The following is a 23297-nucleotide window of genomic DNA, read 5'->3' as shown; positions in this document are numbered from 1 at the left end:
AATGAGGTAGGTTGAAAGGAAGAACTTACTTTTGCTATGAATTCAATTTTCCAGCATGAAAACGATCGACGATTTCTCATTTAAAGGAGTAAAGACACTCATACGTGTAGACTTTAATGTGCCTCTGAACGATTCATTCGAAATCACGGACGATACGCGCATACAGGCGACTATTCCTACCATCAAGAAGATTTTGAACGACGGTGGATCTGTTGTTTTGATGTCTCACCTCGGGCGCCCGAAAGGTCAGGTTAATCCAGACTTCTCTCTTTCGCACATCGTAGCGGATTTGTCGAAAGCCATTGGTGTAGATGTAAAATTTGCGGTTGATTGTGTTGGAGGTGAAGCGGAGGACTTATCCAGCAAATTACAGCCAGGAGAAGTTTTGTTACTTGAGAACTTGAGATTCCATGCAGGAGAAGAGGCTGGAGACGTTGATTTTGCGAAGAAGCTATCCGTTCACGGTGATTTCTACATCAACGATGCATTTGGAACCGCACACCGCGCCCATGCTAGCACAGCCGTAATTGCACAATTCTTTGCCGACAAGAAGGCTTTTGGCTACGTAATGGCCAACGAGATCGTCAATGTGGATAAGGTCCTTAAAAGCGACGATAAGCCCGTTACAGCCATTGTAGGGGGTGCTAAGGTGAGTAGCAAGATAGATATCATTACAAATCTCATGAAGCGCGTAGATCACCTCATTATTGGTGGAGGAATGGCTTATACCTTCCTCAAAGCACAAGGTGGTAAGGTTGGGAATTCGCTCGTGGAAGAGGATAAGCTCGACCTTGCCAATGAACTCCTCTCAAAGGCGTCAGAAAACAATGTAGAGTTTCATTTACCCGTAGATTCTGTAAATGCAGACGCATTTTCTGCAGATGCGAATACCGAAATAACGGCAGCCGATTCCATTGCCGACGGCTGGATGGGGTTGGATGCAGGCCCAGAAACGATCGCGAACTATTCGAAAGTAATTGCGGCAAGTAAGACAATACTCTGGAACGGCCCATTGGGTGTTTTTGAGTTTGAAGCCTTTAGTGCAGGCACGAAACAAGTAGGAAACGCAATCGCCTCAGCTACTTCAAACGGCTCATTCTCGCTAGTGGGCGGGGGAGATTCTGTAGCAGCAGTGAAACAATTTGGTCTTGCCGATAAGGTGAGCTATGTGAGCACCGGTGGAGGCGCGATGTTGGAATACCTCGAGGGAAAAACACTACCGGGGATCCAGGCGATTTTGGATTGATTCGAAATCAAAATCGTCTTCCTCTTCAGGAACGTAATCCCATAGAATAGAACTAAACTCGCCGTAAGTACGATACACGATACTTTCGGCGAGTTTTTCTTTTTCTACTATTTGAATCGAGTCGTTTACACGGTCGAACACACTCAGTAAAATAGCCGTAAAAACCGCATACTTAAATGCGGCAAAGACACCACCTAGTACTCGGTTCACTCCTCCTAGAGCTGCCATCGAAACGCCTTTGGTAAGCATCTTAGCAAGCAGCAATACTGCGAGGAATCCTCCCAAGAAAAGAATCGCAAACCCTGTGATGTTCGCCGCTTCGTTGCTCATTTCAAACTCGGATTGAAGGAACGAAACAACTTGTTCATTGAACATGTAGCCAAGTATCACACCCACAATAACCCCCACAATTCCAGCTACCTCTTGGATCAATCCAGACCAAAGTCCGCGAATAAATCCGAAGAGAACGGGAATAAGTAGTACGATATCCGTTGTGTTCATGGTATTTTAGCCGTCTAATTGCGAAAGTACTCCACGATGGATGGAATGAGTGAAAAATGGGAGAAAACTGTCTCCACAATTTCTGAAAAGTTCTCTCAAGGGGAGGACATTGACATTGATGGAATCATCTTTCTTATTGGTGTTCAGGAACTTGGGCAAGGTTATCGCAAATTTAAGAAGGACGAGAAAGTCAACATCATGCACATCGCTATTTGCAAACTCTTAGAACCGTATGGTTATTATGAGTTCGAAGCATTTGATGAGGACGGCTGGCCGCACTATCGGAAAATAGAAAACCTCCCTCATTTAAAGCCTGGACATCAGTCGCGCTTAATGAAGGAGGCTATTATTCACTATTTCGAAGAATCGGGATTCCTCGAATAGTTGCTTATTGACAACCCGGATCGTCTGGGTCGTAGTTCGTCATTACAATAGTCGTTGTCACCATTTGATCTGGCTCGAGCTTGATGAAGCCACAGCCTGCCCCAACGATAGGATTTTCTCCTTTTGTCACTTGAACCTGCAGAACAACTTCGCCACCGTCGTGCTCAAAAGAACGTGTGCCAGCAACGCCGGTAACACCCTCGTATCGAATGTTGGTGTTTGGAAGCGGTACGCGTGCAACAACAGTAGCATTTTGAATAGGCGTGCCGTCTTCACCCACAACCTTTACGCGGAACGGGTAAGTGGGGTCGTCGGCTGTACACGACATAATCCCTACGAATGCTAGTGCGGTTAGCGCTGAATAAATAAGCTTTTGCATGTGTTGCGTCAGTTATGGACAGCCGTTGGCTGGATGATCTGTTGGCAATAGGATTAAATCCTTTTCAGTAGTCTTACCTGGTTCAATTTGGATGGCGGTACAGCTGCGAAGACCAGCTTTTGATACCTCCACGTCTGCAAATACATCGTATGACCATTTTACGAAGGCGCTACCATCAATCTCCGTGTATTTATAAACTTCAAGTCCATTTGGAACGTCAACAGGCGAACGAAAAACGACGAGAGCGTTTTGTATGGCACGACCATCTTCGCTGTAAACATACAACGTTGCACGGCCGTCTTCGATGGGTGTTGCTTCGTTACATCCCGTGATAAACAGGAGGGTAGAGGCAACAAAGAGTCCTAGTAGAAGCTTTCTCATCAGTGTGAAATTCAGTAATATTGCGCACTTCGACGCACCACAAATATAACAAGCACACCCTATACCACAATCATGAATAAAGCAATCGCCGAACATCTTAGAGTTGTCGCCGACTTTCAGCCGTCAAACGCGGATGAATTAGAGGCCTTCAGACTCAAGTATTTAGGTAAAAAGGGTGTTCTAAATGATCTTTTCGCCGCTTTCAAGTCTGTTCCAAACGAAGAAAAGAAAGAATACGGTAGGGTCGTAAATCAACTTAAAAACGCTGCAGAGCAAGCTGTATTGCGTTTTAAGTCAGAGCTAGAGCAGTCCAAGCCTCTACATTCAGAAAACGATTTAACAAAAACGGGTGACCACGTATTTACAGGATCACAGCACCCAGTTACAACCGTACGCAACGAGATTGTAGACATATTCAAGCGAATCGGGTTCAGCGTAAGCGAAGGACCTGAAATTGAAGACGATTGGCACAACTTCTCTGCCTTGAACTTCCCTGAGGAGCATCCGGCTCGTGACATGCAGGATACGTTTTTCGTGCACACTGACCCAGATTGGGCTTTGAGAACGCACACGTCTTCCGTTCAAGTAAGAGAAATGGAAGGAAACGAGCCGCCAATTCGAATCATCGCGCCAGGTAGAGTATTCAGAAACGAGGCAATTTCAGCCCGATCACACTGTATCTTCCATCAAATCGAAGGTCTTTACATCGACAAGAATGTTTCATTCGCTGACTTGAAGCAAACATTGCTCTACTTCGCTAGAGAGTTTTTCGGAGCGGAAACGAAAATTCGACTTCGTCCAAGTTATTTCCCTTTTACAGAGCCAAGCGCCGAAATGGATATTTGGTGGGGATTGGAAACTGAAACCGACTATCGAATGACAAAGGGAACCGGTTGGCTCGAAGTTATGGGTTGCGGAATGGTTGATCCTGCCGTACTCGAGGCATCGAATATCGACCCTAAAGTGTATTCTGGATATGCCTTCGGATTAGGTATCGAGCGAATCACGTTGCAACGATTTGGCATCCCAGATATCCGCATGCTTTTCGAAAATGACATGCGTTTCCTGAACCAGTTCAAGGGAGTGATTTAGGAGAAAACCAGAAGGTCAAAAACACACGAGAGAGTCGCAGATTGCGGCTCTTTTTTGTTTGCGTGAAAACAACACTCAGCAGAAAACGCTTCTGACAGAATTTAAACTAATTCGCAGAAAATCAAGCTGAAACAAATATCGGAAAACAGGCCTCAGCAGAAATCACGAAAAGAGCGTTTCAATTTTTTCCGCTAGAGAATAGTCCTTTTCGGTCGCCACATTACCAGCGTCATGCGTCGATAATTTTACCGTCACTTTGGTGTAGCGAATGTCTATGTCTGGGTGGTGATGCTCACGCTCTGCCAACTCGGCGATCTGGTTGACAAAACGAATGGCCGAATTGAATTCATTGAACTCAAATTCGGCCACTAGTTGATCTTTTACTTTAAGGAAGTGCGACATGGCATTTAGTCCATTTCTGCAATCTTCAACATGTTGGTGAATCCGTGTTCCTCAATTGGCATGGAGGCAATTTTCACCATTAATTCACCCTTTTTCATCAATTTCTTCTGACGAATGAGCTCTTTAATCTCATGGAAGGTGTTGTCCGTACTCTCCATTTTGTCGTAGAAGAATCCGTGCACACCCCAGATGAGACTTAAAGTATTGAGAATCGAGCGGTTAGCCGTAAACACAAAAACATTTGATTTAGGGCGGTGGGAACTGATCTTGAAGGCAGTATACCCACTGAAAGTCATGGTCATGATCGAGCTAGCGCTCACGCTGTCAGCGACTTTGGAAGCGTGGTAACAAATGCTATCCGTAATGAAGCGGCCGTTTCTCTCAACCGGAGGATGCTCAGGTGCAGTAATTTCCGCTGTTTCTTCAACATGCGAAATAATGCGACTCATCGCCTCAACTACCGCCACAGGGTGTTTACCCACGGAAGTTTCACCACTAAGCATCACTGCATCGGCTCCGTCAAGTACCGAGTTCGCCACATCGTTCACCTCGGCTCTCGTTGGAGACATGTTTTCGATCATCGACTCCATCATTTGAGTGGCGATAATCACGGGCTTACTGTGCATGAGTGCCTTTTCAACAATCATTTTTTGAATCAACGGCACAGATTGCATAGGAACTTCGACACCTAGATCACCACGAGCCACCATTACGCCGTCCGTTTCCTCTAGAATGCGGTCGATGTCCATCACTGCTTCTGGCTTTTCAATCTTACTGATTACAAAAGCAGTCTTTCCAGATTTTTGGATGAGCCTTTTGAGTTCGGTTACGTCTTCTGCGTTACGCACAAAGCTTAACCCTATCCACTCAACGTTCTCATCTAGAGCCACCTTGAGGTCGGCAAGGTCTTTTTCTGTAAGGCACGGAAGGGAAATCTTCGTGTTTGGAAGGTTTACCCCTTTTTTACTTTTAAGCGGACCACCTTGCACTACCTGCGCCTGAACTTCGTCAACGCCGTTAGTTTTGCTAACAGTCATCAACAACTTGCCGTCGTCAAGTAGAATTCGCTCACCAACTTGCACATCCTGAGGGAATTGCTCGTAGGTCATGAACACTTTTTGGGCTGTTCCCTTCGTTTCTTTCGTCGTAAAGGTTACAGTGTCGCCCACGTTTACAATGGCTCCTTCTTCAACTTCGCCAATGCGCAGTTTAGGGCCTTGTAAATCGGCAAGTGTAGCGATGTTTAAATCGTATTCTTCATTGAGCTCACGAATCAGTTGAATCGTTTTGCGATGAGTTGCGTGATCTCCGTGGGAGAAATTGATTCGGAACACGTTGACACCGGCGTGGACCATGGCGAGCATGGTGTCCTTCTTAGCCGAGGCTGGACCGAGTGTAGCAACAATTTTGGCTCTGTTCATCAATAGGTGTTTTCAAGTTCTATTTCGAGCGATTTTCGCTCGTTTTCAGCTGGCATATACTCTGTCGCCCGAAGAACACCTGGAATGCTCTTTAAAGCGGCTGAAATAGCCTTTATTTCATCTTTCGACAGCTCGTCTTGAACCATCAGAATATAATCAATCTTCTTACTAGCCGGCAGTATGGTTGTCTGCAAGGTTTGAGGGAACAGCGTGTTCTCAACCTGTAAGTGTACGCCTTTGTTCGCGAGTAGAAACCAGTCGATATCCAGGTTGAAGTCTTGCCAAGAATAGGTGGTATGCACAAAGTGGATACCCTTGCTTGTAGAAACGTGATCGTGTTTTGCCCGACCAAGGTTGAACTGTAGCGTCTGATTGATGCGGTAAGCGAGCTTATGATCGGAAATAGAAGCGGAAATTGTCCAATAGAGGGAAGGAGCGTTGCTCTCGAAATCTTCATCCTCTAATGTGAACACCTTTCCGGGTTTCATTTCTTTATAATCTGCAGTTCTTGACAGGCCTCCTTGGCGGCGCTTTCTTCGGCTCGTTTTTTACTCGTGCCGACGCCCTCTGATATCTTCTTTCCCTCGAGATATAATCCAACCCTAAAGTTAAGGCTATGGTTTTTACCCCAACGTTCCTCTAGTTTGAATTCATGATGAATTCTTTGCGCTTGGGCGTGTTCAATGAATGCGCTTTTGTGGCTTACGACTTGGTCTTTGAGGTTGTCGAATTCGGATTTATCGAGAATGATTTTCGTTTCGATAAACCGCTCAGCTGCCTCCATGCCTTTGTCGAGATATACCGCTCCTATCAGGGCTTCGAGCACATCCCCCAAAAGAGATCTTGCCGGCTTTTTTGCGTCCAATCGACTCACAACAAGCGGGGCCAAATTGAGTTGGCTCGCGAGTTTGTTGAGGTTCTTTCGACTCACAACTTTAGCTCGCATACTCGTTAGAAAGCCTTCATTCTCGGCTGGATAGAGCTCGTAAAGCCACTTTGCAACCACGGCTCCCAGGATAGCGTCACCAAGAAACTCCAGACGTTCGTTGTTGGACCAAGTGGAGCCGTCGGACCGCTTTGAAGCGGAACTATGGCGCATGGCCAACTTGTACAACGAAATATCTTTCGGTTCTACTCCAGTAAGTTGTGCAATACGATGGTAGAATTCGTCCTTTTTCGGACGAGCTTTCCTTGATTTGGGAAGAAGGCGATTTAGAAAACCGCTCATGCGCGTTTAGCCTTCAAATTTCTTGAAGATCACTGACGCATTGTGTCCACCAAAACCAAATGTGTTGCTCAGCGCTGCTCGAACCTCACGTTTTTGAGCCTTTTCAAAAGTGAAGTTGAGGTCATTGTCCAGCCCAGGATCGTCCGTAAAGTGGTTGATCGTAGGAGGAACAATTCCGTCGCGCACGGCGAGGATGCTTGCGATGGCTTCAACGGCCCCTGCGGCACCGAGAAGGTGGCCCGTCATGGACTTTGTTGAGCTGATGTTCAACTTGTAAGCATGCTCACCGAAAACTTCTTTGATTGCGAGTGTTTCCGCAATATCTCCAAGAGGAGTAGAGGTTCCGTGAACGTTTACATAGTCGAGTTCATCTGCCTTCATGTTGGCATCATCGAGTGCGTAACGCATCACATTCTTTGCTCCTAGACCTTCTGGATGTGGAGCGGTAAGATGGTGTGCATCGGCAGATAGGCCGCCACCAGCGAATTCAGCATAAATCGTGGCTCCGCGTTTAACCGCGTGCTCGTATTCTTCGAGAACAATAGCTGCTCCACCTTCACCCATGACGAATCCGTCGCGGTCTTTGTCGAATGGACGTGACGCGGTTTGAGGATCGTCGTTTCTGGTTGAAAGTGCGTGCATGGCGTTGAATCCACCGATACCAGCTTCGGTAACGGCAGCTTCTGAACCACCGGCTACAATCACATCCGCCTTTCCTAGGCGAATGTATGTGTAGGCGTCAATCAACGCATTGGTGGCCGATGCACAAGCAGATACAGTCGTGAAGTTCGGGCCGCGGAAATTGTACTTCATCGAAATATGACCACCGGTGATATCGGCAATCATTTTCGGAATGAAGAACGGATTAAAGCGAGGGGTGCCATCGCCGGCTGCGTAGCTTTTAGACTCCTGGAGGAAAGTGTCTAATCCACCAATTCCAGAACCCCAAATCACACCTACGCGGTCGTGATCGATACTCCCATCCTCAAGTCGGGCGTCGGCGATCGCTTCATCAGCGACCACCAGCCCAAAATGAGAAAAACGGTCCATCTTTCGCGCTTCTTTGCGATCGATGAAGTCCGTTGCCACGAAGTTCTTCACTTCACAAGCAAAACGAGTCTTAAACTTTTCAGGGTCAAAAAGAGTAATCGGTGCAGCACCAGGAGTGCCAGCTACCAAGTTTTTCCAAAATTCACCTGCGGTGTTCCCGATTGGTGTCAATGCACCAATTCCAGTGACTACAACTCGTTTCAGCTCCATAGGAAGTGATTTACGATTTTGCTTCTTCGATGTAAGCGACAGCTTGTCCTACCGTGGCAATGTTTTCCGCCTGGTCATCAGGGATTTGAATGTCAAATTCTTTTTCGAATTCCATGATCAATTCCACGGTATCGAGTGAATCTGCACCCAAATCATTAGTGAAAGACGCTTCAGTTGTTACTTCGTTCTCGTCGACGCCCAACTTGTCTACGATGATTGCTTTCACTCTTGCTGCAATGTCTGACATGGTTGTGAGAGTTTAGGATTTATTCAGCCTGCAAAGAAAGGATAAAATCCCAATTCAGCCAATAAGCCGAAGGGCAAAGCTATCTTTGCGGCGCATTTTACTCAGTAATTATGTCACGTAAGATAGTCATTTTCGCCTCTGGTTCAGGCTCTAACGCCGAACAGATTGTAGATTATTTTAAAAATTCAAAAGATGTAGAAGTTTCTGCATTCTTCACAAATAATCCCCTCGCCGGGGTCCTCGAACGCGGAAAACGTCTCGGACTCCCCACCGTTCAGTTCAGTCCATCCGCCGTAAAAAACGGCTCTGTCCTCGGAATGCTCGTAGATCTAAACCCAGATCTGATCGTTCTCGCCGGATACCTAAAACTCATTCCCGAGTCTTGGGTGAAAGCTTTTCCAAACAGAATCATCAATATTCACCCCGCCCTACTTCCCAAACACGGAGGCAAAGGCATGTACGGTATGAATGTGCACAAGGCAGTCGTTGAATCCGGAGATTCAGAATCGGGAATCACCATTCATTATGTGACCGAACACTACGATGAAGGTGCTCCAATCTTCCAGGCTAGTGTGCAAGTGAGCCCTTCTGATTCACCCGAAGAGGTTCAGAAAAAAGTGCAGGTGCTCGAACACAAGCACTACCCAGAAGTGATCGAAAAGCTCCTTTCTTAATGCTCCCAGTATACATTTATACCGACGGTTCCTCGCGAGGCAACCCAGGCCCAGGCGGATTTGGCGTAGTGCTTATCTCCGGAAATAAAATGAAGGAGATATCGAAGGGCTACCGAAGAACGACCAACAACCGAATGGAGCTCCTCGCCGTAATCGTCGGGCTTGAAGCACTCAAAAAAACGGGCCTGGATGTTCAAGTAGTCTCCGACTCCAAGTATGTCGTAGATGCTGTCACCAAAGGCTGGTTGCAAAATTGGGAACGTAAAGGTTTTGCGAAAGTGAAGAATCCTGACCTATGGAGAAGAATGCTGCCACTTTTACGCCAGCAGAACGTCAGGTTTCAATGGGTAAAAGGACACAACAACCACAAATGGAACGAACGGTGCGACAAGCTGGCTACGGATGCCGCACTTGCCTCGCCGACAGCCATCGATCAAGGGTTTGAGGCCCAAGAGAAAGGCCTTTTCTAGAAGGAAATGTAATTGACTGGATTCACCGGAATTCCATTGTGCCACAACTCGAAGTGCAAGTGCGGACCAGTACTTTGCTCTCCCGAGTTTCCGATAATGGCAATGGCTTCACCACTTTGAACCACATCTCCCTGCGCTTTTAGCAAGGCAGAATTGTGCTTGTAAACGGATATCAGGTTATCGCTGTGTTGAACAATGATTACATGACCCGTTTCTACCGTCCAGTCCGAAATCACAACGACTCCGTCCAAGCACGCTTTGATGGCCGTGTTCTTCGGCGCGACCACATCAACCGCCAGGTGATCTGATTGCGGATCGAATTCTCCACTGATCAAACCTTTCACCGGAGCGTAGAACGTAAATGTGGCGATATCAGCGTCGCCAGCACGTAGGTTGAATCGGTCTTCTTCATCCACTAACTCTCTGAGTGACGAGTCAGCCGGCGATATGTCCGCTTCCAATTCCGAAGGGTGAGCCGCCACGTTGGTGTCTGGCAGTTCCGTTCCTGCAAGGGTATCACCATTCGCAATTCGGATGAAGTTGTTGTAATACTGGTCGTAAACACCAACGACTTGTGTCAATGAATCAATTTGAACCCGCTGTTTGTGAATTTGAAGCTTTACTTCGGTAGAGGCGTAGCCAGGAATGTATTCTCTCAAAGGAGTAAAAGCAATGAGGAGAATCGTGAGGATGATAAGTAGGACAGCGGTAACCGAAGAGACGAGTATCACGTTCAAACGACTCAACTTCAAGGAAACTTTTTCCTCGAACGTGTCGTCGTTCAGAATCACTAAACGATACTTGTTTCGGTATTTTTCAATCCGCGCTTTGCGCTTTTCTTCCTTACTCATTCAGGTCTTTCCTTGCGGGATGGAAAGGCAAATATCTAAAACCAAATTGGACCACGAGCGAGGCCTTGAAGGGAAATAGTAGGAGAAATGCACAAATCCCTCGGAATAATTAAAATAATTTTGCGCTTTTGTTGTTCATCACACCGTGAAAGGAAATGGTATGCGCATACTGAAGTTATCTCTCTCCCTCGTCGTTCTCGTCGGGGTAAGCACTTCGTGCAGCCGTACCAAGGATAACTTCTTCAGTCGGACCTACCATCGAATGACCGCGAAGTACAACCCGCTGTTTAACGGTGAACAGGCTTTTTTACAAGGATTCACAACACTCGAAAACGGTCATATTGACAACTACGACGAGATGTTGGCAGTTTACCCTTTCGGTTCCCCAGAACAAGCACAAGCAGTTGTTCCGCAAATGGACCGCGCGATTGAGAAGTCCGTTAAAGTGGTAAAAGAGCACAGTATGAGTATCGGGGGCGAGCAAAAGAACCCCTATGTGATTGATGCTTACCTCTTGTTGGCGAAGGCCTACTTCTTTAAGCAAGATTATTTCAAGGCACTAGAAGGCTTCAACTACGTAATCCAGCGTTACGAGAAATCGGACCAAGCTCTGGAAGCCTACATCTGGGCGGGGAGAACAAATACGCGAATTGGAAGTGAGTTTGCCGCGCGCAACAACTTCGAGATGGTTCAGAATAACCGCGATTTGCGCGACCGGTATATTCCTCATGTTTCCGCCTCAATGGCCGAGCTGGAGATTTCAAAGAAAAATTGGACGGCTGCCGCAACACTTCTGCAAGAGGCGATTGATGCCCGACCAGAAAAGAAATACCGCGTTCGCTGGCAGTACATTCTCGGTCAGGTTTACGAAAAGCTTGAACTGCGCCACGAAGCCAGTGAAGCTTTTGGTGAGGTGGCGAGCGCCCATCCCGACAATTACGAGTTCTACTTGAACGCCGTGTTGTCGAGCGCGCTCAACTTCGACATTTACCAGGGCAATGTATTTGAGGTGTATGAGGATCTCGACGATTTGGCCGAGGATTCAAAGAATGAAGAATACCGCGACCGAATCTATTACGTAAAGGCGCTCCTCGCTTTGGAGTCGGAGGACTTCTTATTGGCGGAGGAGAGCTTGAAGCTGTCAATCCGCGCAAGTATCGTGAACCAAGACCAGAAAGGGCTGTCGTACGCCGAGCTTGCGGATATCAATTTTACCTTCAAGTCTTACGTAAAGGCACAAGCCTATTACGACTCGGCATATCAATCCATGTCGCCGTCCAACAAACGATACGAGAAAGTTGAGCGCTTTCGCGAGAGCCTAGGCAACTTGGTAAAAGAGATTCGCATCGTTGAGCTGAACGACAGCTTAATTCGATTGGCAGGCATGAGCCCATCGCAACAACGTTCACTTTTTGAAGACTACATCGCTCGCCTTAAAGAGGAAGAAGAACGCAAAGCGGAGCAGGAGAGAAACCGTGCACTAAATCAAGCCTTGGCGGCTGAATTAAACGCTCAAGGGAGTGGCCCAACGGCAGGCATCTCTGGCGGGGGCTGGTATTTTTACAATCAAACGACGAGAACTTCGGGTGTTCGAGACTTCCAACAGTATTGGGGCAGACGAGAGCTGAAGGACAACTGGCGACGGTCGGCTTCCGCCAATATTGCCGCAGTGACCAACAACAGTGGCGAAGAAGAGTCTGAAGAAGGAGAAGAAAACGACGGCGGGCGCGGAGAAACGGGGCCTGTTGGAGAGGAGCGATACAATGTAGAAGCCTACTTGGCTCAGATTCCTAAGGATGAAGCCACCATTGCTGCTATGCATGAGGAGAACCAAGATGCACTCTTGAGAATGGCCGGCATCTACAAGGATGAAATCAAGGATGAGCAAGAGGCGATAAAGACCTACGAAACCCTTTTGCGCAGGTATCCTGAAGGCAAGCACAATGCACGTGCGCTATACGCCTTGTACCTCATTTTCAAAAACAAAGGGGAGGAAGCAAAAGCCCAGGAATACGCACAAAGGCTACAAAATCAACACCCGTCTAGCACATTCGCGGCACAATTGAATGGACAAAGTCCGGAAGAGAATGCGGAGTTGAAGGCGGCCAACGCAGCCTACAAGACCTCGTACAACCATTACTTGGGTGGAAACTATTCTGCTGCGAAGCGAACCGCTCAGGAAGGGTTGAGCACCTACCTGGCCACACCGCTGGCGCCTAAGTTTGATTTGCTATTGGCATTGAGCATGGCGAAGACGGATGGGCCTGAGGCTTACGAATCGCAGCTCAAGCACGTGTCTGAAACCTATTCCGGAACGGTAGAAGCCGAGCGAGCGAATGAACTGTTGATGTATATCGACAATTCGTCAACCGCCCAAACAGAAGCGGTACAAGGGCCATATTCCATAGATCCAAAAACACCACATAGAGTACTGCTCATAGTTCCAAATGGCACGGGCGGAATGACCCAAATGCGCAACGAGATTAGCGATTACAACAAGAATTTTAATCGTTTCCAAAACCTCCAGGTTCAGAATATATTCTTGGATAGGGACCGTCAGCTCATTGTGATTAGTGGCTTCATCCAGCAAGAAGATGCACTCACGTATACGGATAGGTTATTAAAGCACCCTAGCTTCACTCCGCTTTATTCCTCGGAGATTATGCGGATATTTGCAATCAGTGACGCGAATTATCAAACCTTCTATAGAGTGAAGGATGTAGATGAATATTTGACGTTTTACGAGCAAATCACAGGAAGATGATCACATCAGCAAAGAAGAATCCAGAGCAAGCACAAGCGAGTAACCGTATCCTTATCGGTACTGAAATCGAGGGCGATGTAAAGTCGAATGGCGACATCCGTATCGATGGAGTGGTGAAAGGAAACATTCAGGTTACAGGCAAACTTGTTATTGGAGAGAAAGGAAAGGTAGAAGGAGAAGTGGTTTGTTCTAACGCCACAGTTTCCGGCCTATTGAAGGGTAAAGCTGAGGTAAAAGAACTCCTCACCATGACAGCCACAGCTGTTGTGCAAGGAGATGTTGTAACAGGTAAGCTTTCCGTTGAACCTGGAGCAGAGCTATCGGGAACGTGCAACATGGGCGCCGTAGTTCGCAAGATGGAGCGCAAGAATGACTCAGGAGAAGAATCAAAAGAATCCAAAGAGACCGCTTAATCCCTACATGCGTTTTAGCAGCATGGGGATTCAGATGGGTGTGACCATTGCCGTGTGTGTATACGGTGGGGTGAAGCTCGACGAACTTTGGGACCTGAAACCAATACTTACCATTTCACTTAGTCTGTTTGGCGTGTTTGCCGGCTTATACCTCGTTTACAAGGAGGTTACGAAGCTGAATCAAGACGAGTGATCAACCCCTCCACACCGTGTTAAAGAAAGCAATCATATCTACCGCTGTGTTCAGCTTGCTCTTAGGGGCAGCGCACGCATGGATCATTTACAACGAAGAAAAGATCGGCTTCACTTTCCTTTGGCTTTATGCCCTGCTCTTTGTGCTTACGGCCGGACTTTTCGCCATGTTGAATTTTGTGAAAGGATATGACGAGCGCAAGATGGGTTTGGCCTTTATCGCGGGCAGCCCGATGAAGATGCTGATCTCTCTTGTCTTCTTGATTCCATTCATTCTCAATGCTGGAGATGACGCTCGCTTGTATGCGATTCATTTCATGGTACCGTATTTCTTGTACTTCGCGATTGAATTGTACTGGGTGTTTAAGTTGCTGAGAAGCAAGTAGACTACGACCACACCCTTGCTGCAAGCGGGAGCTTCAATCTGCGGCGAGAAAGACATCTGGCTTTACAGATTACGAATTTTAAAGGATGCGCTTATCGACCCTTCAGATAGGGTTGTTACGCGCGGTATCTCCTTGAGAATCCCCTATTCAGGTATTCCCTTTGCACCCCCGCCTCAAAAAGACTTATCAACAATCGAAAAATCATTGTTTATAACCTTTGGTTTATAGGATTTATCTCTACATTTGCACCGATTTTTGAGCGGCCTTATAGAGCACTAGACACATGCAACAAAAGTCTGTATTACTGACACTTACGCTGTCTTTCCTAGGATACGGAAGCACAGCCTTTGCGAATGGTTCGGAACACGAACACGCGACGACTTCTCACGAAGACACGGTTCAACATGTAGCTGATGAGCATGCGCATGACGCACATGCCGCTCACGCTGAGGGTGATGCCCACGGCGAGGAAGCAGCGCATGGCGAAGAGGAGGCATTTGACATCAATGAGATGATCATGCACCACATCGCGGACAGCCACTCTTTCCACCTATGGGACACGGAAGACGAGCACGGTCACGTTCACGCAGTGAGCATTCCACTTCCGGTTATTCTCTATACAGAAGACGGGTTAGTGATGTTCATGTCTAGCGCATTCCACCACGACGAAACAGGTTCACACGTAGCCGAAGTTGGTGGTCAGCGTTTCATCAACGTTCACGGTAAGATTTACCACGCGAGCGAAGAGGCGAACGCACATGGAGCGTATTACGAGGAGCATGATGGTCACCCGACGAATGCTATGCCGCTTGACCTTTCAATCACGAAGAACGTATTCACCCTTCTATTGGTTGCATTCCTATTGCTTGTTGTTTTTGGATCCACAGCACGATTCTACAAGAAGAACGGTGCGGTAGCTCCAAAGGGACTCGCTTCATTCATGGAGCCATTGGTTGTGTTTGTACGTGACGACATTGCTAAGGACAACATTGGCGAGAAGCACTACGAGCGCTTCGTTCCGTTCCTTCTCACATTGTTCTTCTTTATTTGGTTCTCTAACCTTCTTGGTTTGATTCCATTCTTCCCTGGGTCGGCTAACCTTACTGGTAACATCGCAGTTACTATGGTATTGGCCCTCTTCACTTTCTTCGTTGTGAACTTCAACGGTAAGAAGGACTATTGGATGCACATTTTCTGGATGCCAGGAGTACCGTATGCGGTTCGTCCGATTTTGGCTATCGTGGAATTCGTTGGTGTATTCACTAAGCCATTCGCATTGATGCTTCGTCTTTTCGCGAACATCACGGCGGGTCACATTCTCGTATTGAGTTTGATTGGCTTGATCTTCATTTTGAATTCAGTAGCGGTATCAGCGCTTTCAGTTCCATTGACGTTGTTCATTAGCACATTGGAGTTGTTGGTAGCCGCACTACAGGCATACATTTTTGCACTTCTAACTGCGCTCTTCATTGGGGCGGCTGTGGAAGAGCATCATTAAGAATTTCGTTGTTTAATCATTTATAATCCATTTCAATTATGGGAGGTAGTATTGCAGCAATCGGAGCCGGACTCGCAGTTATCGGTGTAGGTCTTGGTATCGGTCGTATCGGTGGCCAGGCAATGGACGCAATTGCACGTCAGCCTGAAGCTTCTGGTAAGATTCAAACTGCTATGATTATCGCAGCCGCTCTTATCGAGGGTGCTGGTCTATTCGGTATCGTAGTAGGTTTGTTGGGTCTGTAAGGAATTCCTTAGCTCAACAAGCGCAATCAAATAATCAAGGTCACGCAGCGGTTGGCTGCGGACCTTGGTTTTTAGACAACGACAAACGTTTTAATACGCAATTTAGATGGACTTAGTAACTCCTGGCCTTGGTCTGATTTTCTGGACCTCATTGGTTTTCTTCCTCTTGATTTTCTTGCTCGCGAAGTTCGCGTGGAAGCCAATCTTGGGAGCCGTTAAAACACGTGAATCTGCTATTGAAGATGCGCTTAAGAGTGCAGAACGCGCTCGCGACGAGATGAAGAATCTTCAGGCAGACAACGAGAACCTTCTCAAGCGTGCTCGCGAAGAGCGCGACAACATCTTGAAGGAGGCTCGTACCATGAAAGAGAAGACTATCGCTGAAGCGAAAGAAGCAGCTTCTAGTGAAGCAGACAAAATCATCGCCGCTGCGAAAGAGCAGATCGCGCATGAGAAAATGGCTGCCATCACAGAGTTGAAGAATCAAGTAGCTAGCCTTTCAATCGAGATGGCTGAAAAGGTTCTTCGCGCTGAATTGAAAGACGCCAGTGCACAAACCGAAATGGTTGAGCGCTTGGTAGACGACGTTAAATTGAACTAATCGGCAACTGATGAGTAACGCTAGAGCAGCCCATCGTTATGCCAAGGCCCTATTGGACCTCGCTGTTGAGCGCAATGAGCTCGATCGCGTCCAGCAGGACTTGAATGACGTGAAGGCATCTATCCGCGAGAGCCGTGAGTTCCGCAACTTGCTAGCGAGCCCGGTTATCAAGCCTCACCAAAAGGTACAGGTCTTGAAGGCCATCTTCGAAAGCTCGTTATCAAATACAACGAATATGTTCCTCGCACTTTTGGTGGATCATGGTCGTGAAGGCATCACCGCTGAGGTGATCGATAGCTTCCACACCGGATACCTCAAAGTGAAGGGAATCACCCACGCTACTGTGACATCTTCAACTCCGCTTAGCGCTGAACTTCGCAACAAGTTCACACTATTGGTGAAGGAAATGACCGGTAACGAGGTAGAGCTTGAAGAGAAAGTAAACGCCGAAATCATCGGTGGTTTCGTTCTTCGCGTTGGCGACAAGCAAATTGATACAAGTGTGGCTGGACAGCTTCACGAATTGAAACAACAATACAAAGACAATCTGTACGTGGCGGATTACTGATCCGCGCAGAACCCTTTAAGCAAGTCAATCATGGCAGAAGTAAAGCCCGCTGAAATTTCAGCAATCCTGCGCAAGCAACTCTCCGGATTCAGTTCCGAAACCGAAATGCAAGAGGTTGGCACCATCCTTCAAGTTGGTGACGGTATCGCCCGTGCGTTTGGTCTACAAAACGCCCAAGCAGGTGAACTCGTTGAGTTCGAAAATGGTCTTCAAGGTATCGTCCTCAACCTCGAGGAAGATAACGTAGGTATCGTACTCCTCGGTGCTGCTGAAGGCATCAAAGAAGGTTCAACCGTTAAGCGTACCGGCAAAATCGCCTCTATCAACGTAGGTGAAGGAATGCTCGGTCGCGTTGTGGATACCCTAGGTAACCCAATCGACGGTAAAGGCCCATTGGAAGGTGAAACTTTCCAAATGCCACTCGAGCGTAAAGCTCCAGGTGTAATTTACCGTCAGCCGGTAAACGAACCACTTCAAACAGGTATTAAGTCAATCGACGCGATGATTCCAATCGGTCGTGGTCAGCGTGAGCTTATCATTGGTGACCGCCAGACTGGTAAGACTACCGTTGCCATTGACACCATCCTTAACCAAAAGGAATTCTACGATAAAGGTGAGCCAGTTTACTGTATCTACGTTGCTGTAGGTCAGAAAGGTTCTACCGTTGCAGGTATCGCTAAGACCCTCGAAGAGAAGGGTGCGATGGCCTACACTACTATCGTTGCTTCTAACGCATCTGATCCTGCTCCAATGCAGTTCTACGCTCCATTTGCAGGTGCTGCGATTGGTGAGTACTTCCGCGATACAGGTCGCCCAGCTTTGATCATCTATGATGACCTTTCGAAGCAGGCGGTTGCTTACCGTGAGGTATCTCTACTTCTTCGTCGTCCTCCAGGACGTGAGGCATACCCAGGTGACGTATTCTACCTTCACAGCCGTCTCCTCGAGCGCGCTGCAAAGGTGATTGCTGATGACACTATCGCATCTCAAATGAACGACCTTCCTGAGTCTTTGAAAGGCAAAGTAAAAGGTGGCGGTTCATTGACTGCACTTCCAATCATCGAAACACAGGCGGGTGACGTTTCTGCGTACATTCCAACTAACGTGATTTCGATTACTGACGGACAGATCTTCTTGGAGTCTGACCTCTTTAACTCTGGCGTTCGTCCAGCGATTAACGTAGGTATCTCTGTATCACGTGTAGGTGGTTCAGCTCAGATTAAGCCAATGAAGAAAGTATCGGGTACTTTGAAGCTTGACCAAGCTCAGTTCCGCGAGCTAGAGGCATTCGCAAAGTTCGGTTCTGACCTCGATGCGGCTACCATGGCCGTGATCAACAAGGGTCGCCGTAACGTTGAAATCCTCAAGCAATCGGTTAACTCTCCACTTTCAGTAGAGAAGCAGGTAGCTATCATCTACCTCGGTACGAAAGGTATGATCAACAAAGTTCCGGTTGACAGAGTACGTGAATTCGAGGTTGCATTCCTCGAGTACATGGAGAGCAAGCACGGTGACGCATTGCAGGCTATTGCAGCAGGCAAGTGGACAGACGCAGAGAGCAAGGCTATTGAAGCGGGTGCTCGCGAAGTGCTTCCAAACTACGAAGGATAATATGTGATTCCTCCTGACCAGCAAACGCTGCGTCAGGAGGACTTAATACTCGTTCCATGGCGAACCTGAAAGAATTACGTAATAGAATTGTCTCCATCGGCTCTACGATGCAAATCACTTCTGCCATGAAGATGGTTTCTGCAGCGAAGCTGAAAAAGGCCCAGGATGGCATCACCCAGATGCGCCCTTACGCCAACAAGTTGAAAGACATTCTATCCAATGTAAGCGCAACACTCGAAGCTTCAGAAAACGTTTACGCGGAAGAGCGCGAAGTGAAGAACGTTCTTTTGATCCTCGTGAACTCAAACAGAGGTTTGTGTGGTGCGTTCAACTCGAGCATCGTTAAGAAGGCGAAGACCATCATTAGTGAGTACGAAGGCCAGAACGTGAACATTCACATCAAGGCCGTGGGTAAGAAGGCATACGACGCCTTCCGCAAAACCCCAATGATTCACTCTGAGAACAACGCAATCTGGGGCGACCTTCACTTCGAAGGTGCTGCTGAAATCGCAGAAGAAGCGATGGAAGGATTCCTCAACGGTACTTGGGATCGCGTAGAGATCGTTTACAACCACTTTAGAAACGCAGCAATTCAAATCGCAACCCGCGAACAGTTCTTGCCTGTAGTTCCTACTGTTTCTGAAGAGGGAGCAGCTGGTGGCGACTATATCTACGAGCCTTCTAAAGAAGAAATCTTGAGCGACTTGATTCCTACTTCCTTGAAGATTCAGGTATTCAAAGCGCTACTCGATAGTAATGCGTCTGAGCACGGTGCACGCATGACGGCAATGCACAAGGCAACAGACAACGCAAACGACTTGAAGAATCAGCTCACGCTGGACTACAACAAAGCCCGTCAGGCTGCCATTACCAACGAAATCCTCGAGATTGTTGGTGGTGCAGAAGCGCTGAATGGTTGATAGCAAGTTTCGAACACATGTTCAAGAATGCCCCGATGTCGAAAGACGTCGGGGTTTTTCTTTTTAGATACTACCCGCTCACCTCGCCCCGGGCCGTGTCTCGATACTCCGCGAGACTGATAACCCTTAATTGTCGATGAGCGGGTAGGCTAATCCGCGCAATTAAGCGGCTCTAAAGAGTTTTCTGAAGCTAGAGAGGAACATCTTACGCAATGAGCAAGAAGTGCAGGCAGAATGAAGAAAATCGATTAGTTCTTGATAGAATACTTCGCGTTCCTCCTGGGTCTGGAAATGACGCTCTAAGTTCTCCACAATGAAGTTCAAACAGGTAATGTCGTTGCAAGGAACATCCTTAGCCATGATGCTCTCGTTGAAAGCGCCGTGATTTTGCAACCATTCTGAAACTTTTGCCTTTTCAATGTTCGCGCAGCGCGCTGCATATAAGTACACGAAAGATTGGAAGGCTGTCTTTGACTCTACGGTAAGTTGCTTAACAATTTCTGATGCGGTTGGAAGTGTTTGGATGGCAGTTGTCATGATCTGTGATTTAAGGGTTACAAATGCTTACAGGACAAAAGTCCGCACACCGCCAACCCTTTAGCTCAGTCGTTTCCCCCAAACGCACTCCGTATTTCTACGGAAAGACCCTCCGTAGTTTTACGGAAGGAAGTCCTTGGAGAAAAGTGTACCTTGCTGTAAATCAAACAACCACCTTATGAAACTTCCCCTCTTGCTAGCCGTATGCGCGGCAGTCACTCTTTCGTGCAATTCCTCAAATAACTCGGAAAACACCGACGTAGTAGATACTCCGAAGCATGAAACCACAAACGCTTCATGCAATATCACCGACCAAAAGGTGAGTCGTGATGTATTCGAAGAATGGATGACAGAATACTCCAATTTTGCTTCCACTCATGGATACACGGATGCCAATGGCATTAAGCTCAACCAAAGTGTGACCATGTATTCGGTCGATTCTACCCTGATGAGCGAATTCACAAGTCGCTGTACCGATTGCAATGCGGTTCGGGTGTACTTCGGTGCTTCGCAGGACAATGAAACAGGGATCTATACGCCGTTCTTGATGTTCACGAATGTGGCGAGCTCAACGTGCAACGACACCGCTTTTAATGAAAATGGAATCTTGATGATTCAGCCTTTGCAAGGCAGCGGCCTTATATCTCCAGATGCGGCAGCAGCGTACTACAACACGTGGCAAACCTACCTCACATCCGTTCAAACCAAGATGCCTTCCATGCTAAATGTGGAAGCCTACACGTTCACACGCGATGCGTTTAACACTGCCTTTACAGATGGAGGAAGCACACTCGGCATCTATCTAGGGATGCACACCGTGATGCCGGATGATACGATGTATGAACACCCCGAAGTGAACGATGGAGCAGAAGGATGGATTACCTTCAATCTCGTGGTAACAAGCCTGAATGACCAAGGGACGTATGCGGATAATTCGCATATGGATTTCTCTAGCCCGTGCCCTAAATTCTGTCCTCCTGTGAGTTTCTATACAGCAGAGTAGGTGTATCTCGTAACGTGGATAGGACTTCTTATAGCCCTAGTTCCCTCTACCATCTCGGTATTCCGGTTTGAACGGTACGGGAATAGTGTTAAGATCCGACTGAGCATTGTGATTTGGGCCAACTGCATAATCGAACTGGTTTCGGCACTACTGTTCATTTCAGGAGTTAAGAACAACATGCCCTTGTACCATGTGTACATTGGCATGGAGTTCTTTTTGGTGACCTACTTGTTCTCCGCAATTCTTCCCAATGTTCTCACCCCAGCAAGGCAGCTGACATTGAGCGGTGCGTTCGTAGCAGCACTTCTGTTGAAACTACTGGACTGGGAATCGATTTTTGAATTCCCGAGTGTTCTGAGGCCGGTAGAATCAGGGGTGCTTATTGGGCTGAGCGTGTTGTATTTCCTTTCCGTAATGAAGTCTGAAGAGTTTATCAATCTCTTTAAATCCGCGAACTTTTGGATTAGCTCAGCCATGCTCATTTACTTCAGCGCCAACATGCTCATTTTCGCGTACACCGATTACTTAGCTGAACAGTCCATGGAACTGTTTTCAGCCGTTTGGTACATTCATACTGGGTTAAATGTGATATTTTATTCCCTCCTAACCGTGGCCTTATTATGTCGGACACCGACCGCGAAATACTGAACCTGTTCCTCACTTCATCTTTAATAGTGCTCGTTCTCGTTGCGCTGGTGATTGTGTTTGTGGTCAATTATCAGCGCAGATTGTGGAAACATAAGTCGCAGCTTCGCGACATTGAAATTGAGCATCAAAAGGACTTGCTTTCTTCTGCACACGAGGCCATCGAGATTACGCAGAAACGGATTGCGGCCGACCTCCATGACGACCTCGGAGCGAGCATTAGCACTGCAAAGCTTCAACTGAATACTCTCGAAGGAGGAGATTCTGTGAATGAAGTGTTGAGTTCGAGCCTTCAAAGTCTCCGTAGAATTGTAAACGACCTCATGCCGCCAACTCTTGCAGATTTTGGACTGAAATCCGCCCTACAAGAATTGGTGAACCATGCCAACCAGGGAACATTAAACGTGGAATTGGATTGGCTTTCGCCAACGGAACGTTTCGAATCGAAAACAGAGTTGGTCCTTTACAGGATTGCTCAAGAGCTTCTCAATAATTCACTCAAGCACAGCGAAGCGTCTCAAATCAGTTTTACTTTCACAGAAGATGAGGGAGAAGCGCAACTCGCTTTCCACGACAATGGAAAGGGATTCGACCCTCAGAATGTAAAGAAGAACGTCGGACTTTTGAACATGGCAAGTAGAGCTCAAGTAATTGGTGGGAACTTCAGCTATCGAACAGGTCCGAATCAGGGATTTAGCGCCCAAGTCTCAGCCCCAGTAACCGCCAATGCAACGCTTCATGGATAAGATTAAGGTAGCCATAGCAGACGATCATCAGTTGTTTCGAAACGGAATACGAATGATGTTGGAAGGGCAGGATAACATGGATGTCGTGTGCGAGGCCCCCAACGGAAAGGTCCTGTTAGAGCGCTTGCCGATAGACAAGCCCGACATTGTGCTCTTGGATGTAGAGATGCCCGAGCTAGATGGTGCTGAAACGCTGGCGGAAATGCGAAAGAACTTCCCAGAGATAGGCGTGATCATGCTCACCATGTATGCACACGAAGAGCATCTTCTTCATTTTCTATCGCACGGAGCGGGAGCGTATTTGCTCAAGGATTCCTCCTCCGACGAAATGGTGAAGGCCATAGTTCAAGTCGCCAAAGAGGGGAGGTACCTAACCCTCGAAGCTTCTAAAGCCTTACTCCATCGAATGAATCCAGATGAAAGCAGCCCACCGGAATTCAGCGAAAGAGAGAAACAGGTTCTCAAGCTCATTTGCGAGGAGAAGACCACGCCTGAAATCGCGGAGGAGTTGTTTTTAAGTCCACGTACTGTAGAAACGTACAGAAAACAGCTGCTTGAAAAAACGGGTGTAAAGAATACGGTAGGGCTGGTCAAGTATGCGATGGAGCGGAAGGGGATTTGGTAATATTGCC

General features: G+C 47.4%; 30 protein-coding genes. 19 read left to right on the top strand and 11 right to left on the bottom strand.

Annotated elements, in window-relative coordinates:
* Positions 1 to 55 precede the first annotated feature (55 nt).
* Positions 56 to 1246 carry a phosphoglycerate kinase gene (locus F8C67_RS07825; RefSeq protein WP_151667279.1) on the top strand — a complete coding sequence of 397 codons (1191 nt, stop codon included), beginning with the start codon at positions 56 to 58 and terminating at the stop codon, positions 1244 to 1246.
* Here F8C67_RS07825 and F8C67_RS07820 read toward each other — a convergent pair.
* Entirely contained in the window at positions 1217 to 1747 is a 531-nt protein-coding gene (locus F8C67_RS07820) for a CvpA family protein (protein WP_151667278.1), read from the bottom strand. The two genes, F8C67_RS07825 and F8C67_RS07820, sit on opposite strands and share 30 nt — an antisense overlap.
* A gap of 36 nt (positions 1748 to 1783) precedes the next feature.
* Here F8C67_RS07820 and F8C67_RS07815 point away from each other — a divergent pair, with 36 nt between their 5' ends.
* A complete protein-coding gene (locus tag F8C67_RS07815; RefSeq protein ID WP_151667364.1) occupies positions 1784 to 2131 on the top strand; it encodes a hypothetical protein in 348 nt (115 codons plus the stop codon).
* Positions 2132 to 2135: 4 nt separating this feature from the next.
* On the opposite strand, the gene F8C67_RS07810 is transcribed toward F8C67_RS07815, so the two are convergent.
* Together F8C67_RS07810 and F8C67_RS07805 are read right to left on the bottom strand one after the other, a co-directional pair.
* Entirely contained in the window at positions 2136 to 2510 is a 375-nt protein-coding gene (locus F8C67_RS07810; protein ID WP_151667277.1) for a hypothetical protein, read from the bottom strand.
* Positions 2511 to 2522: 12 nt separating this feature from the next.
* Positions 2523 to 2891: a hypothetical protein gene (locus F8C67_RS07805; protein ID WP_151667276.1), complete on the bottom strand. Its 369-nt coding sequence runs from the start codon at positions 2889 to 2891 to the stop codon at positions 2523 to 2525.
* A 72-nt stretch (positions 2892 to 2963) separates the two neighbouring features.
* Here F8C67_RS07805 and pheS point away from each other — a divergent pair, with 72 nt between their 5' ends.
* A complete protein-coding gene (gene pheS / locus F8C67_RS07800; RefSeq protein WP_151667275.1) occupies positions 2964 to 3983 on the top strand; it encodes a phenylalanine--tRNA ligase subunit alpha in 1020 nt (339 codons plus the stop codon).
* 162 nt (positions 3984 to 4145) lie between these two features.
* Here the strand turns inward: pheS and F8C67_RS07795 are convergent, their stop codons facing one another.
* The 6 genes from F8C67_RS07795 to F8C67_RS07770 are packed head-to-tail and all read right to left on the bottom strand — an operon-like array spanning position 4146 to position 8541.
* Positions 4146 to 4385 (bottom strand): 4a-hydroxytetrahydrobiopterin dehydratase, encoded by a 240-nt coding sequence (locus tag F8C67_RS07795; protein WP_151667274.1) that lies wholly within the window; start codon positions 4383 to 4385, stop codon positions 4146 to 4148.
* A 5-nt stretch (positions 4386 to 4390) separates the two neighbouring features.
* Positions 4391 to 5806, bottom strand: a complete 1416-nt coding sequence (pyk, locus tag F8C67_RS07790) for a pyruvate kinase (protein WP_151667273.1) — start codon at positions 5804 to 5806, stop codon at positions 4391 to 4393.
* Positions 5806 to 6294, bottom strand: a complete 489-nt coding sequence (locus tag F8C67_RS07785; RefSeq protein ID WP_151667272.1) for an IPExxxVDY family protein — start codon at positions 6292 to 6294, stop codon at positions 5806 to 5808. Before F8C67_RS07785 ends, pyk begins: the two co-directional genes overlap by 1 nt.
* Positions 6291 to 7034, bottom strand: coding sequence for a ribonuclease III (gene rnc / locus F8C67_RS07780; protein ID WP_151667271.1), 744 nt, complete (start codon positions 7032 to 7034; stop codon positions 6291 to 6293). The genes F8C67_RS07785 and rnc overlap by 4 nt, the downstream gene beginning before the upstream one ends.
* Before the next feature lie 6 nt (positions 7035 to 7040).
* Entirely contained in the window at positions 7041 to 8294 is a 1254-nt protein-coding gene (gene fabF / locus F8C67_RS07775; protein WP_151667270.1) for a beta-ketoacyl-ACP synthase II, read from the bottom strand.
* A gap of 10 nt (positions 8295 to 8304) precedes the next feature.
* On the bottom strand, positions 8305 to 8541 hold the full coding sequence (locus tag F8C67_RS07770) for an acyl carrier protein (protein WP_151667269.1): 237 nt from the start codon (positions 8539 to 8541) through the stop codon (positions 8305 to 8307).
* 110 nt (positions 8542 to 8651) lie between these two features.
* On the opposite strand from F8C67_RS07770, the gene purN reads away from it, so the two are divergent.
* The gene (gene purN / locus F8C67_RS07765; RefSeq protein WP_151667268.1) at positions 8652 to 9215 is read left to right on the top strand and encodes a phosphoribosylglycinamide formyltransferase; all 564 of its coding nucleotides are present in this window, start codon (positions 8652 to 8654) and stop codon (positions 9213 to 9215) included.
* Complete coding sequence (gene rnhA, locus F8C67_RS07760) at positions 9215 to 9685, top strand: ribonuclease HI (protein ID WP_151667267.1); 471 nt, start codon at positions 9215 to 9217, stop codon at positions 9683 to 9685. Before purN ends, rnhA begins: the two co-directional genes overlap by 1 nt.
* Here the strand turns inward: rnhA and F8C67_RS07755 are convergent.
* Entirely contained in the window at positions 9682 to 10536 is an 855-nt protein-coding gene (locus tag F8C67_RS07755) for a M23 family metallopeptidase (RefSeq protein ID WP_151667266.1), read from the bottom strand. The genes rnhA and F8C67_RS07755 overlap by 4 nt on opposite strands.
* A 160-nt stretch (positions 10537 to 10696) precedes the next feature.
* On the opposite strand from F8C67_RS07755, the gene porW reads away from it, so the two are divergent.
* The 10 genes from porW to atpG all read left to right on the top strand — a co-directional run bounded on the left by porW (position 10697) and on the right by atpG (position 19734).
* Positions 10697 to 13300 carry a type IX secretion system periplasmic lipoprotein PorW/SprE gene (porW, locus tag F8C67_RS07750; RefSeq protein WP_151667265.1) on the top strand — a complete coding sequence of 868 codons (2604 nt, stop codon included), beginning with the start codon at positions 10697 to 10699 and terminating at the stop codon, positions 13298 to 13300.
* Positions 13297 to 13713 (top strand): bactofilin family protein, encoded by a 417-nt coding sequence (locus tag F8C67_RS07745; RefSeq protein ID WP_151667264.1) that lies wholly within the window; start codon positions 13297 to 13299, stop codon positions 13711 to 13713. The genes porW and F8C67_RS07745 overlap by 4 nt, the downstream gene beginning before the upstream one ends.
* 7 nt (positions 13714 to 13720) lie before the next feature.
* Positions 13721 to 13906 (top strand): AtpZ/AtpI family protein, encoded by a 186-nt coding sequence (locus tag F8C67_RS07740; RefSeq protein ID WP_223277534.1) that lies wholly within the window; start codon positions 13721 to 13723, stop codon positions 13904 to 13906.
* 16 nt (positions 13907 to 13922) lie between these two features.
* Complete coding sequence (locus F8C67_RS07735) at positions 13923 to 14291, top strand: hypothetical protein (RefSeq protein ID WP_151667262.1); 369 nt, start codon at positions 13923 to 13925, stop codon at positions 14289 to 14291.
* A gap of 283 nt (positions 14292 to 14574) precedes the next feature.
* Positions 14575 to 15789 carry a F0F1 ATP synthase subunit A gene (gene atpB, locus F8C67_RS07730; protein WP_151667261.1) on the top strand — a complete coding sequence of 405 codons (1215 nt, stop codon included), beginning with the start codon at positions 14575 to 14577 and terminating at the stop codon, positions 15787 to 15789.
* Between the two features lie 38 nt (positions 15790 to 15827).
* Positions 15828 to 16034 (top strand): ATP synthase F0 subunit C, encoded by a 207-nt coding sequence (atpE, locus tag F8C67_RS07725; protein ID WP_151667260.1) that lies wholly within the window; start codon positions 15828 to 15830, stop codon positions 16032 to 16034.
* Positions 16035 to 16140: 106 nt separating this feature from the next.
* On the top strand, positions 16141 to 16635 hold the full coding sequence (locus tag F8C67_RS07720) for a F0F1 ATP synthase subunit B (protein ID WP_151667259.1): 495 nt from the start codon (positions 16141 to 16143) through the stop codon (positions 16633 to 16635).
* Positions 16636 to 16645: 10 nt separating this feature from the next.
* Positions 16646 to 17203, top strand: a complete 558-nt coding sequence (gene atpH, locus F8C67_RS07715; RefSeq protein WP_151667258.1) for an ATP synthase F1 subunit delta — start codon at positions 16646 to 16648, stop codon at positions 17201 to 17203.
* Positions 17204 to 17233: 30 nt separating this feature from the next.
* Entirely contained in the window at positions 17234 to 18814 is a 1581-nt protein-coding gene (gene atpA, locus F8C67_RS07710) for a F0F1 ATP synthase subunit alpha (RefSeq protein WP_151667257.1), read from the top strand.
* A 56-nt stretch (positions 18815 to 18870) separates the two neighbouring features.
* Positions 18871 to 19734, top strand: coding sequence for an ATP synthase F1 subunit gamma (atpG, locus tag F8C67_RS07705; RefSeq protein WP_151667256.1), 864 nt, complete (start codon positions 18871 to 18873; stop codon positions 19732 to 19734).
* 162 nt (positions 19735 to 19896) lie between these two features.
* On the opposite strand, the gene F8C67_RS07700 is transcribed toward atpG, so the two are convergent.
* Positions 19897 to 20271 (bottom strand): hypothetical protein, encoded by a 375-nt coding sequence (locus F8C67_RS07700; protein ID WP_151667255.1) that lies wholly within the window; start codon positions 20269 to 20271, stop codon positions 19897 to 19899.
* 178 nt (positions 20272 to 20449) lie between these two features.
* On the opposite strand from F8C67_RS07700, the gene F8C67_RS07695 reads away from it, so the two are divergent.
* From F8C67_RS07695 to F8C67_RS07680, 4 genes are read left to right on the top strand one after another with little or no spacing between them, the layout of a single operon-like run.
* Entirely contained in the window at positions 20450 to 21274 is an 825-nt protein-coding gene (locus tag F8C67_RS07695; protein WP_151667254.1) for a hypothetical protein, read from the top strand.
* Positions 21275 to 21922 carry a hypothetical protein gene (locus F8C67_RS07690; protein ID WP_151667253.1) on the top strand — a complete coding sequence of 216 codons (648 nt, stop codon included), beginning with the start codon at positions 21275 to 21277 and terminating at the stop codon, positions 21920 to 21922.
* Positions 21895 to 22665 (top strand): sensor histidine kinase, encoded by a 771-nt coding sequence (locus F8C67_RS07685; RefSeq protein ID WP_151667252.1) that lies wholly within the window; start codon positions 21895 to 21897, stop codon positions 22663 to 22665. The genes F8C67_RS07690 and F8C67_RS07685 overlap by 28 nt, the downstream gene beginning before the upstream one ends.
* Entirely contained in the window at positions 22658 to 23290 is a 633-nt protein-coding gene (locus F8C67_RS07680; RefSeq protein WP_170266402.1) for a response regulator transcription factor, read from the top strand. Before F8C67_RS07685 ends, F8C67_RS07680 begins: the two co-directional genes overlap by 8 nt.
* Positions 23291 to 23297 lie beyond the last annotated feature (7 nt).

This window comes from Phaeocystidibacter luteus, from assembly GCF_008933115.1.
Classification (GTDB): Bacteria; Bacteroidota; Bacteroidia; order Flavobacteriales; family Schleiferiaceae; genus Phaeocystidibacter; species Phaeocystidibacter luteus.
The sequence above is the reverse complement of the archived record's forward strand: the minus strand, read 5'-3'. Positions and strand labels throughout refer to the sequence as shown.